At 41.9% G+C, this 12,405-nt stretch carries 9 protein-coding genes and 1 pseudogene; 1 reads left to right on the top strand and 9 read right to left on the bottom strand.

Annotated features, from left to right (window positions below; translation table 11 throughout):
• Positions 1-35: 35 nt before the first annotated feature.
• Positions 36-1,928, bottom strand: a complete 1,893-nt coding sequence (locus tag HWQ38_RS02650; RefSeq protein WP_292789794.1) for a serine/threonine-protein kinase — start codon at positions 1,926-1,928, stop codon at positions 36-38.
• A gap of 292 nt (positions 1,929-2,220) precedes the next feature.
• On the opposite strand from HWQ38_RS02650, the gene HWQ38_RS02645 reads away from it, so the two are divergent.
• Positions 2,221-3,129 carry a DUF3365 domain-containing protein gene (locus HWQ38_RS02645; protein WP_292789792.1) on the top strand — a complete coding sequence of 303 codons (909 nt, stop codon included), beginning with the start codon at positions 2,221-2,223 and terminating at the stop codon, positions 3,127-3,129.
• Positions 3,130-3,264: 135 nt separating this feature from the next.
• On the opposite strand, the gene HWQ38_RS02640 is transcribed toward HWQ38_RS02645, so the two are convergent.
• The 8 genes and pseudogenes from HWQ38_RS02640 to HWQ38_RS40315 form a co-directional block, all read right to left on the bottom strand.
• Positions 3,265-4,512: a serine/threonine-protein kinase gene (locus HWQ38_RS02640; RefSeq protein WP_292789790.1), complete on the bottom strand. Its 1,248-nt coding sequence runs from the start codon at positions 4,510-4,512 to the stop codon at positions 3,265-3,267.
• A gap of 595 nt (positions 4,513-5,107) precedes the next feature.
• Positions 5,108-5,983, bottom strand: a complete 876-nt coding sequence (locus HWQ38_RS02635; RefSeq protein ID WP_292789788.1) for a Uma2 family endonuclease — start codon at positions 5,981-5,983, stop codon at positions 5,108-5,110.
• 376 nt (positions 5,984-6,359) lie between these two features.
• The gene (locus HWQ38_RS02630; protein ID WP_292789786.1) at positions 6,360-7,061 is read right to left on the bottom strand and encodes a J domain-containing protein; all 702 of its coding nucleotides are present in this window, start codon (positions 7,059-7,061) and stop codon (positions 6,360-6,362) included.
• Between the two features lie 15 nt (positions 7,062-7,076).
• The gene (gene cysK, locus HWQ38_RS02625; RefSeq protein WP_292789784.1) at positions 7,077-8,039 is read right to left on the bottom strand and encodes a cysteine synthase A; all 963 of its coding nucleotides are present in this window, start codon (positions 8,037-8,039) and stop codon (positions 7,077-7,079) included.
• Between the two features lie 78 nt (positions 8,040-8,117).
• Positions 8,118-8,555 (bottom strand): Rrf2 family transcriptional regulator, encoded by a 438-nt coding sequence (locus tag HWQ38_RS02620; protein ID WP_292789782.1) that lies wholly within the window; start codon positions 8,553-8,555, stop codon positions 8,118-8,120.
• A gap of 448 nt (positions 8,556-9,003) precedes the next feature.
• Positions 9,004-10,716, bottom strand: coding sequence for an iron uptake porin (locus HWQ38_RS02615; protein WP_292789781.1), 1,713 nt, complete (start codon positions 10,714-10,716; stop codon positions 9,004-9,006).
• 751 nt (positions 10,717-11,467) lie between these two features.
• A complete protein-coding gene (locus HWQ38_RS02610) occupies positions 11,468-11,749 on the bottom strand; it encodes a 4a-hydroxytetrahydrobiopterin dehydratase (RefSeq protein ID WP_292789779.1) in 282 nt (93 codons plus the stop codon).
• A 573-nt stretch (positions 11,750-12,322) separates the two neighbouring features.
• Positions 12,323-12,405: pseudogene (locus HWQ38_RS40315) on the bottom strand (photosystem II protein D2); the annotation flags it as partial.

Raw genomic sequence — 12,405 nt, 5'->3', positions numbered from 1 at the left:
TCTTAAGAATCTCCGCACCTTCAGGTCGGAGAGTGTCAATATCCCCGTCGCCAAATCTTGATAGTGTCGTCATCACCACCGCTAACGAGGGTTTGGCCATTGGGACTGAAGGCGACGCATCTAACATAGTTGGAATGCCCTGTAAGTGTGCTGATTTCTCTGCCACTCTCTACGTGCCACAGTTTGATAGTCTTGTCCCAACTGCCACTAGCGAGAAATTGCCCATCCTGGCTAAAGGCGACTGACCAAACTGAATCAGAATGACCAATGAGAGTACGAATTTCTCTGCCTGTATTTATATGCCACAGTTTAATCGTGTTGTCAGCACTGGCACTAGCGAGAATTTCCCCATCCTGGCTGAAGGCGATACAGTTGACGAAGAAGGAATGACCTATAAGTGTGCAAATGTTTTTGCCTGTGTATACTTGCCACAGTTTGATGGTGTAGTCATTACTGCCACTAGCCACTAGCTGTCTATCCTTGCTATTCGTTGTTGGCATTCTCGGAGAGTAGGCGACTGACGAAACTAAGTCAGAATGACCTGTAATAGTTTGGATTTCTATGCCTGTGTGTACCTGCCACAGTTTAATTGTGCAGTCAGCACTGCCACTAGCCAGAAACTTGCCATCTGGACTAAAGGCAACGGAATTCACCCAATTAGCATGACCAATGAGAGTACGAATTTCTTTGCCTGTGTTTACATCCCACAATTTGATCGTGTTATCCCAACTACCGCTAGCCAAAATCCCCCAGTTCCGATCTGCGATTCCTACCGATTTCCCTGACTTTTCTTGATAATAAAGGTTTGGGGAGATTGGGCTAAAGGCGACGGAATGAACCATATTGGAATGACCAGAAGACCAACGACCCAGTTGACGCACTAGTTTGCCAGTACCCACTTGCCAAAGTTTAATCGTCTTGTCATTACTGCCACTAGCAATAAATTGCCCATCTGAGCTAATGGCGATCGCCTGAACCATACTAGAATGACCTTTGAGGGTCTGTACACATTGCCAGTTCTGTTGCTCTAATCCAACAGGTCGAGATGGTGGAAATTTAGGCGTTATCACTAAGGTAGATGATATTGCTGTTACATCCTCACCACGATCATATCCCAGTAAATCCAACCACTCCTGCACAGACTGGGGACGATAGGTTGACTCCAAATCCATGCCGCACATAATCGCCTGATTGACCTTGTTGCTGATCTGAGGATTAAAATATTGTGGTGGTTCTAAATTAATATTGTGACGGCGATCGTCTGCACTTGTCGGGATAACACCGGTAAGCAAATTATACAAAGTAGCAGCTAGGGCGTAGATATCAATGTATTCTCCTCGTGGCGCTTCTGATTCATACTGCTCAGGTGGGGCAAAACCAGGAGTGCGATACACTGTATGCCTTTGGATAATATTGGGAATAAATTCTCTAGCGATGCCAAAGTCTATCAGCACTGCTTCTGATTTATCGATGCGGAGCATGATATTACGTGGTTTGAGATCCCGATGCAGCAGTCCTTTAGAGTGAATTAGCGTCAAAGCGTTACCAATTTGCCGGATGTACAGTAGCGCTTCTGCTTCTGATAGCACCCCCATCCGTCTCAAGCGCTGTCCTAAGTCTTCGCCTTCGATATACTCCATCACCATGCAAGGCAAATTTCCCTCATCGAAGATGGTTTCTATTTGTACTATATGAGGATGGTGACACACAGCAAGTCGAACTGCTTCATCACGGAAGTCTTGCCGTAACTTGTTTCGGTGGAGTATCCAAGCGGGGTGATTTAAGATTTCTTCTTTGAGGGTTTTAATCACTCGCAGTTGATTCCCTTGATTTCTGGCAAGATAAGTAATGCCAATTCCACCTTCGCCTAGTTGGCTTTGAATAATGTAGCGTCCACCGAATAAAGACTTTCCTGCATTCCACACCATTAGTAATATTTGACAATTCCTGGTATTTATTTTGGCACGGTATCAGAACAGCCCACAGGAATTTTGGGAAATTCCATTTTGTTTTGCTGTTGTCGCTTTTTGGAACTTAGTTACTTAAAGAACATTTTCATTAACCTCAATAATTACTAATATAAAGTTGGGTATACCCTGATAGTTTTAGCTAAACTATCACCTTTACACTAAAATCTTTAATTGATTGCTCATGCTAGAGTAAACAATGACTTTAGCCATATTTAGTCATAATAATTTGACTTGTAGGTAATCTGAAATTATGCTAAAGAATCTGAATTTGAAACAAAAATTTACAATTCTACTAGTGGTAATTCTGACATTCGGTTTGAGCTTGAGTGGATTTGCTCTTTCTTCTTTGCTCAGAGAAAATGCTAAACAAGATATTAGCTCAACTGGTCTCATGCTCATGGAAACAATGAGCTCTGTTCGGAAATACACCAATACTCAAGTGAATCCACAGCTAGCTGATAAATTGGCTACTGAGTTTTTGCCGCAAAGTGTGCCTGCATACTCAGCACGGGAAGTCTTTGAAATTTTACGGAGAACAAGAGACTACCGTGATTTCTTTTATAAAGAAGCAACTCTCAATCCCACAAATCTTCGGGATAAGGCTGATGGTTTTGAGACGGAAATTGTAGAAAGGTTTAGAAATAAATCAGACCTCAAAGAAGTGAGTGGATTTCGCTCAATTCCTGGTGGGGATATCTTTTATATTGCTCGTCCGCTACCAATTTCTGAAGAAAGCTGTCTGAAGTGTCATAGCACACCTGAAGTTGCCCCTCAAAGTATGATTACTCTTTATGGTGCAGCTAATGGATTTGGGTGGAAGCTGAATGAAATTGTCGGCGCCCAAATCATATCAGTACCTGCAAATAATGTCATCAATAAAGCTCATCAGTCTTCCTTACTAATTATCCTAATTGTATCAACTATATTTATAGCGACTATCCTGTTAGTCAACTTGTTCTTGAATCGACAAGTTGTTATGCCTCTCAAACGCATGACTCGCATAGCCGAAGAAGTCAGTACCGGACATATGGAAGTTGAATTTGAGCAGATGTCTAATGATGAAATCGGTAATTTAGCTAAAGCTTTTAAACGGATGCAGTTAAGTTTAGAAATGGCAATGAAAAGAATCAAACGCACTCAGGGAGGTACAAAGGATTAAAATAATTTTTAATTCGTAATGGGTATTTAGACGCCGCCAAAAAGCCTTACCACTTTTATTAAGTCTCTTGACTTAAACCCACAGAATTAGTTATAAGATTAAAATTTATCCGTAAATTCGTGCTGGTGTAAATATTTATGAGAATAAGCTTTTTTTGAATTCAAAAGCTGCTTTAAAGTCAGGAATTTCTCTGGTGATGAGTTCAACAAATTGGTCAGGTAAAATGTCAGGATTTTGAGCTAATATTTCTTCTATAATCAGATTTGCCATTGGTCCGATGTGGTAGGCTAACTGTTCCTGACAACGTTTGATAAATGCTGGTTTGAGTGAAGGTTGTTGTTCAATTTGCCCAATTTGCGGACTAGCAGGTGAACTAGATAAACTAAAAATTGTTTCTCCAGGTTGGTTGTATGACGGCGATATTGCCGACATAGCCTGAAATTCAGGGTTAAATACCGTAGTAGGTAAATCATCAAGCATGATTGCAGGAGACATTGCCACTTCTGGTTCTTCAATCCCTTCTAAATCTATAAGAACTTCCCTAGCTGTTTGGTATCGCTTGTTAGGTCTATCTGCCAACATGCAATCGAGTATTTGAGCAAAGCTATCAGTAATAGAAGTATAATAATGCCAGTTCCATTCTAAGGAATTCTGATCCATTAGTAAGGATGGATCTTTACCTGTGAGTAGTACAATAACAGTTACCCCCAAAGCATAAAGGTCACTAGAGGGGGAACATAAACCCAAGCTAATCTGTTCGCGGGGAGCATATCCGACTTTGCCTACAAGGGACATTTTGCCAACAAACGTTACCTGGTGGTTGGAATTTCTCCCCTCATTCATGTCAACAATTTGCTTGCCAACACCGAAATCAATCAGCACTGGCAGATCCTTGCCATCAGGTAACATGATGTTGTCAGGAGAAATATCTCGATGGATGATGTTGTGCTGGTGGACATATTCCAAAACAGGCAGCAGATTCTTTAGCCACTGGATAACTTCTTTTTGAGAAAAATTTCTTCCTTGACGTTGAAGTTCTCCCAGCAGCCGAGAATATGTTTTACCGTCAACATACTCTTGTACTAGGAATAACCGACCATCTCCTTCAAAGCAAGCCAAAAACTTGGGAATTTGAGGATGTTGCAATTGATGAAGAATTTTTGCCTCTCTTTTAAATAAGTTGCGATATTGTTCTAGTCCACTCTCCCCTGTGCCAATGGGTGCAAATTCTTTAAGAACACAAGCTTCATTAAACCGACGAGTGTCAAACGCCAAGTAAGTTCGCCCCAATCCTCCCTGTCCTAGAAGTTTTTGGATAATATAGCGGTTATCGATTAGAGTTCCAGCAGCTATTTCTGGTCTTGTGATAGGGTAATGTGACATTTCATGGCACTCCTAGCGATTTTCTTATTGATAAATTATCTAGTTTGCTGAAAGTCAGAAACTCTAGCAGATAAAGGCTGATAATATCCTTCAAATTGAGATTAGCACCACTATGGAGACAAGGAAATACACTTTTCTACAATTTTTTAATAGTCTTGTGTGACTAAACAGACGATTTTTACCGGGGTAGTTTGAGCATACTACTTATACTTAAGTATTTTAGCAGCCACAACATAAGCAGTGTCTGCGGTAATATCTGCGAATATCGCCTTTTGGATTTGCTGCTGAAGCTTATCTTACCCCTAGTAACCAAATTTACAATGACTTTGGCAACAGTAACGATATAGCATGACATCATCGTTTTTCAGAAAAACTGACGTTGCTATAGACTTCCTGAAGGAAATATTATATGTATTTCAAGTGCTGAATATGCATTAGCGCAGCTCGTCGTAGACATTGCACTCAAAAGTTGATCTTTCTGAGAGCAAATATTGTTATTAAATAACTGCGTTGGTATCGGCTATCAAAGTTTTCAGTACAGGTGATTCCTCAAAAGCAGAAAATAATGCTGCGTATCAGACAAAAATTTCTCAAGCTACAAGAATTCATCTAGTTCATCAGGATTCACACCTAACTGACGCAAACGTTGTGCTAATCGTTCTGCTTTTCGTTTAGCTTCGGTAGCTTCTAGTTTAGCTTCTGTAGCTTCTAGTTTAGCTTCGGTAGCTTCTAGTTTAGCTTCTGTAGCTTCTAGTTCAGCAATGATAGCTCGTTCAGTTGCAGCAACAGCTTCTTCTGTAGGTGCGGGAATTAATTCTCCTTCTAAAGTGAACCACCTTAACCACAACCTTTCAATATCTCGAAATGAACCCTGCCATAAGCCTAAACTTAAATTTATCTCTGGCATTAGTAGGCATCCATCAGTCAAATTCATCGGTTCATAGTGACCGCCGACTAACTGAAAAGCCCGAAGCTCATTAGTGTAGCGACTAAAAACAATATAGTAGGGAATCCGCAAAATTCGTTCATAAACTTCCCATTTGCTAGGAGGTTTATCTGCTGCACTTTCTCTTCTTGTGCCTAAATCTTCGTCTTCCGTACCTGGAGATAATAACTCAATAACCACGAAGGGATTTGCTGGCTCTTGCCAAGTTACATAACTTAACCGTAAGTCTTGCCCTTTGTATAATTTTCCTACCCCTACGACACCAAACCAATCTGGGCGCTTATACCACAAAGGATGCTGAAGATCATAGTAGAGATTAAGGTCAGCAGCACTGTAAACTAGTTCTGGATTCCAGTTAATTGGCTGAAAAGTTAAGTATAAAAGTAAGGGTTGTAAAAAGTGAAAATCGTCTGGCAAGCCTGGTTCCTCTGGGTTGTCACTTGGTAAATCATACATCGTTGGTAGCGTTTCCCAAGGAGGAAGCGGCGGATCAGATTGAGGGATGTAATGGAGAGAAGAAGTCATATCTTTTATTCTTCAAGAGAAGACCATATTTGCTGGATGTGTTGACGCACTTTTTCCCAATCATTTGGTTGTAAAACTTCTAATCGATCTAATAAGCTGTTCCACATTTAACTTGCATATCTTGGGCGCTCTGTCGCCCACCCCACAATAAATGTACAATTTCAGATTATGCAAAATAAATGTGGTTTAACTTAACACTGGACGGAGTTTGAATGTTACTGCATCAGAAAAGCATATTTTCTCGCCTTACCACAGGCAAAGAATGCAGCGCGTTAAACCAAACTATTGAATGTAGCTTCTGTCTTAGTGTCTCCTTTGAAAGTTCAAATTTAGAAAAGGTGGGATAACAAATCATTAGAGTGTATTCTGAGCTTGATTAATTTACAGACGCTTGTGCCTCAGAGTGTAATCTCGTAGCTATGCGGAATAGTTCTTGACCTGTGTGTAAATAACGCTCATCGTAGCTTAAAGGAAAGTAACTTAACTCTTCGAGTCCATCTGCTACTTGATTAAGGCTGTAGTAAAGGTGAGCCGCCGTTCTTGCTAGACTAGGGGGATTCGGTAGGGAGCGAAAAGTAATTTGTGCCTGCTTGAGGTCATCTCGACAGATTTTTAAATATTCCTGAAATTCATCTAACAATTCATCATCAAAGGGATCAGCGGCTAATTGATCCATTTGTTCTTCTAGGGAATAGAGAATACCACAAAGCAGGCGATTGACTGGTTGATAAACTCGGCGCAGCCATTCGTCTACTTGCTCGTCAGCTTGCCGTCCTGTTTTTCGTCTTGTCTGGTAATGCTTTTGAGCTGATGCTGTACGCTGTAGGCGATCGCTATTTAATGTTTGAGACTCATTTTGCAGTTGTTGGTCATAATTGCGGCGATTTTGATTATCCCCTAAAACTTCATAAGCTGCATTGATGCGGATAATCTGCTCGTGATCGGCTGTTTCCTGATGACTGTCAGGATGAAACAATTTAACCAAGCGGCGATAAGCTTGCTTAATCTCCGTTTGGCTGGCACTTGGACTAACTTTGAGAGTTTCGTAGTGGTTAGAAACGTGCTTATAATTCACCATTAATTCAATGTATCGTTAACTGACGCTAGCGGCTAACCTTGCCTCCAGGTCTTGGAACAACGGCGTACTCAAATACCTCTCCCCAAAACTGGGCTGAATCATCACAATTAAACGTCCCTTATTTTCTTGACGTTGGGCAACGCGAATTGCTGCACATAAAGCGGCTCCACTGGAAATGCCAGATAGTAGCCCTTCTTCTTTTGCCAAACGCCGACTATAAGCGATCGCTTCTTCATCGGTGACACTAATTACTTCATCAATCAATTTTATCTTTAATACTTGGGGAATAAACCCAGCACCAATTCCCTGGATTTTGTGTGGTCCTGGTCGTCCCCCAGATAAAACTGGGCTATTGGCTGGTTCAACAGCGATCGCCTTAGAACTAGGCTTGCGTGCTTTAATCACTTCTGCTATTCCAGTGATCGTACCACCTGTACCCACCCCTGCCACGATCATATCTACTTCTCCATCGGTATCTTCCCAGATTTCTTCTGCTGTAGTTTCCCGATGCACTTTTGCATTGGCTGGATTGCGGAACTGCTGCAACATATAGGTATTTGGTGTAGTATTAACTATTTGCTGCGCTCGCCTAATTGCCCCACTCATGCCTTCCATACCTGGTGTTAGTTCCAGTTCTGCTCCATAAGCCCGCAACATTGCCCGTCGTTCCCCACTCATTGTCTCTGGCATTGTCAAAATTAATCGATAACCTTTGGCTGCTGCTGCCATTGCTAGGGCAACTCCTGTGTTTCCAGAGGTGGGTTCTACCAATACTGTCTTCAGAGGAGTAATCAGCCCCTCTTCTTCGGCGTCGTTAATCATACTCACCCCAATTCGGTCTTTAACTGATGCCGATGGGTTCATACTTTCCAGTTTCACCACAATTTGAGCAACACATCCTTCTGTTTGGGGAATGCGGTTCAACTGCACTAGGGGTGTACAACCAATCAGTTCTGTAATGTTACGAGCAATTCGCATAATTTAGTCCTTAGTTATTAGTTATTTAGTTATAAGTCATTGGTCATTAGTCATCAACAAATGACCAATGACTCTTGACTAAATGTAGTACATGATATCGAACTGCCGCCGCGAATCTCGTTTTTCACAAAGATCCTGGAGCGTATATTTTTGCAACACTGAATTTGCCGCGCGACTTGCTTCTTGCCAAATTTCTTCTATAACCGAACTGTCTACCGTTTTGGGATTAACGTTTTCTTCACAAGTCAGCACCTCTAACCCTTCTAAACATTCCAAAATCTCAAAAAGGATGATTTTCCGGGGTTCTCGCGTTAACAGATAGCCACCTTTTGATCCGCGCTGACTCTTGACTATACCCCCACGCCTCAAGGTTGCTAGCAGCTGTTCCAAATAGCGATCGGGTATGTTTTGTTGTGCTGCAATTTGTCGAATTTGCAGAGGTTCGCCGCTTTCGTAATGGGCGGCCATCTCTAATAAGGCCAGAATTGCGTATTCCGATTTACACGATAGTTCCACAAGCAGCAATAAGTTAGGAGTTAGGAGTTAGGAGTTAGGAGAGACGCGATTAATCGCGTCTGTACAGGAGTTAGGAGTGATTCAATTTGGATTTTAGACTTCGGCGTGAGCGCTCAGTCGAACGCTTTTCCTTCAATCTAAAATTGGCAGAGTTAGGATATTACGTAATATGTAACTTTATACGCCAACCTCTATTAGAAAAGCTCGCTCAGACAAAGTTGCTCACAACGTAAGTCACTTGTAGAGTGGACATTATAATGCCTACCCTATTCTGGTCTATTCATCTAAAAACCGTCATAACTCATAACTTCTAACTCACAACTCCTAACTTTTATAGTATACTCCGGTTAGATACTGGGGTTTATTCATTGTTGCTACCGACAACAAAAAGCCCCGCCTGATGGCGGGGAGCAATAAAGTTCAAAATTCTCAGTGGATAGTCAATATTCTAGAAGGTGAAAGTTGTTCTGAGTGTACCGATAATTGCATCATCGTTATTGCTGTTTTGACCAGGAGAGGTTAACCAGATTACACCAGGGGTAACAGAGATGTTATCCGATACACGATACTTGTAGAAGCCTTCAAAGTGATAGGGTATATCATTACCAACAAAACCTGGTCGGTTAAAGGAATAGGGTTCTGCACCAGCGAAAAGACCTAAAACGTTACCCTTTTTACCGAAATCAGGTAAGGCTACCCCAAGACCATAGCTCCAGGCTTGATAATTATCATTTACACCGGAACCGTTGATATCGTGGTAAGAGACGTAGCCACTAACTGAGAGTTTGTCGCTAGGTCTAAACGCAGCCTCCACACCGTAGGAGTTGCTAGAACCTGCATTTATTAAAGTGTTAGCTTGTTGAGTACCTACTGCAAGAATCTCTGGGTTTGACGTGGAACCGGAATTGAATAAAGAATTGCCGCCTCCATTATATCCGTGAACATAGGTAGCAGCTAAAGCCACGCGATCGCCTACACTAAAGTTCAACTGTCCAAGAGCTGCATAGTCGCCGTTGGTCAGACCTTGACCAAGACCAGGATTATTACCTTCCGATGCCAAGTAACCCGCAGTGATTGAACTATTTCCCAAAATTCCCCCACCTTTACCAAGGGGGAGATTGAGCGCTATACCTGCACCGCCACCAATCCGATAAATCGGACTTTCAGAAGCCAAGGTAGATAAAGCGCCGTTACCGCCGTCGGTTTGGTCGAAAAAGTAAGGGTTGTTGACAGAAGCATAATGGCTGTGTCGTCCGCCACTAGCTGCGAGGTAAACGTGGGCTGGGCCGATGGGAAATTCATAGGTCAAGCGGTCTATCTTGACACTGTTGTTACCATCGCCAGCACCAACTTGAAACGTTTGTGTGCCTTCAGCAGTAGCGATTTGATTCCCAGCTTTATCAAATTGTGTAAAGGGTGCTGCATTACCTGCTGCAAGACGAGTATGTAAAACATCTCTACCCGTGAAGCTGGTTTGTAAGTCTAAACGTACCCGATCTTGGAAGACGGTATTGTTGTTGTCACCAGTATTACCACCGAACACATCAGTAACGCCAAAAACCGCTTCACCGACTAGTTTGGTAGTAGTCGAGAACTGATTAGCTTCCAATTCAGCAGTCCGCGCTTCTAAGGAATCTACACGACCGCGTAGGGTTGACAATTCTGCGGAAAATTCTTCTTGCAACCGTTGTAAGGTAGCTAAATCTTGTTTAGTCACCATGTCAGCTGTTGCTGTGGCAATCAATTCATTAACCCGATTCAAACAGGCATTCAAACCAGCAGCAAATTCATACCGGGTTAAAGCACGATTACCGCGATAAGTTGCATCTGGATAACCTGCAATACAACCATAGCGCTCAACCAAGGACTGCAATGCTTGGAATGCCCAGTCGGTGGGTTGGACGTCGGAAAATTGCGAAACCGATGTTACTTGAGACTGAGAGTTATTTTGCTTGCCTTCGTTGCTGTAGCGATTAACTTGATCTATTGTTGTTTGAGCTAATGTATCTGGCTGTTGGACAACTCCCGTTACACCCGCTTGTTTGGTTGCTGATGCTTCAGTCGTTGGGCTTGGAGCCGCCATTGCTGTTGTCGAAACTAACAATGTTGCTCCCAAAACTGCTGGGCTAACCACTAAGGATTTCCATAATAGATTAGACATTTTCCTTTACTCCTCACACCTTGTTTAGATAATTGGCTTCGATTGCACCTAATTCTCAAAAATCCGGCATCTCATTGAAACCTGTCGATGAGGCATTGTTGCCACTACTACAATTTTAGTTTTTGCAAAGCTAATAAACGGTTAACTTAGGGTTAAAAACTTATGTGATTAACTTATGCAAAAACATATCTTCATATCCTAACATTATAAAACATCTGATTTAGATGGCAAGATTAGAGCGATCGCCTTAATAACTGTCACACCTACTTATCTAAATATCTAAGCAGGGAGTAGGGTTTAGGTCATTCGCTCCCTATTTACTTAAAGCTTTAGACACTTAGCAGCTTGTCAGTAAAAATTACTTCTTGCACTTAGCCCTAGTAGAAATGGCACACGAGTTAGGGACTTCCACTTCCAACTAAAAAAATATTCCATCGCATTAAGGCAGGGGAGCAGGGAGCATGGGGGAGGAATAGTCGTGTTGATTCCAGAAATTGGGATAATTTATTTTTTGGAAGTCCCTTAGAAAATACTGGCTCGGCTATACAACACCTAGGCAAAGCCTTCTAGCAGGGTAGTCCGCTTGGTACTGTTTGAATAAACACAAAATTAGGAATCAAGATTTTTCAAATCCCTACCTCCACTCTTAAGGAAGCTACCAGCTACGTCTCCATCAGGAGAAGGATAGTCGGCTTTTGTCTGTGTCGCGGTGACTTTTACTTGCCTAGTGCCAGATATCAGAAGAAATCACTTAGTTGATTTTAGCAATCACCTGTGCTAAATCAAAGTCTGCTTGCGTCAACCCACCTGCATCATGTGTTGTGAGTGTAATCTTTACTTTATTATAGGAAATCTCTATATCTGGATGATGTCCTGCCGACTCAGCCGGCTCCACCAGTTTATTGACAAACTCGATTGCTTGGATAAAATCCTTGAATTTGCGGGTAATCTGCAACTTGGAATCTTCAACAGTCCAACCTGAGACAATTTTTGCCTGTTCTTGAATTTCCGCTTTAGTCAGTAGTTGTGCCATATCAAAAAATTCCGATATAATATTTGATTTGTTACATCTTGTATCTGACAAAGAGAAACCGTTAATAAAATAAAAATCACCTACAAAAAACTATCCGCTCTGATTTAGATCAGTTGATCTAATATCAGAGCGGTCTAGCGGGTCTTCAGGTTGCAACCAGACTGCCGGAAGGAACTCCAAGCTTGCCTAGCTACTTGAGCTAACTTAGTCTCTCAAGATGACTAAGGCTAACTTTTAGAGAACAGCTCCGGCGCACAGCCGGCTAACTGCAACCTGATGACCCATGCATTTACTACTTTCTATCATGGGCATCACCTCCTTATTGCCTAAGCGGTCTTAGTTTTAAAAGGGCAGAGTATTTACTCCGGGTTTATCACCTTCAGCTAATATAACACATAAATTTAGAGATATTAACCATATACAGAAAAAAATCCCCCACCAAAAGATGGGAGATCACTGGAGAAGGGGGAATATTGACACTTTATTGGCTTATTACAAGGAGATTATTTAATCTGGGTGGTGTCAATTTTTAGCAACCACAACTCTAATTCGTGTCATAGTCGGCTTTTGATATTAAAGAGCGTTACCGCGAGGTAGAACTTCCTCAGGGAATACAAATTGTTCGTGGGGTTGATCTTGAGGAGCCATCCAAGCGC

Source organism: Nostoc sp. NMS7 (assembly GCF_017115085.1).
Taxonomy (GTDB): Bacteria; Cyanobacteriota; Cyanobacteriia; order Cyanobacteriales; family Nostocaceae; genus Nostoc.
This window is presented reverse-complemented; position numbering and strand designations above follow the sequence as displayed.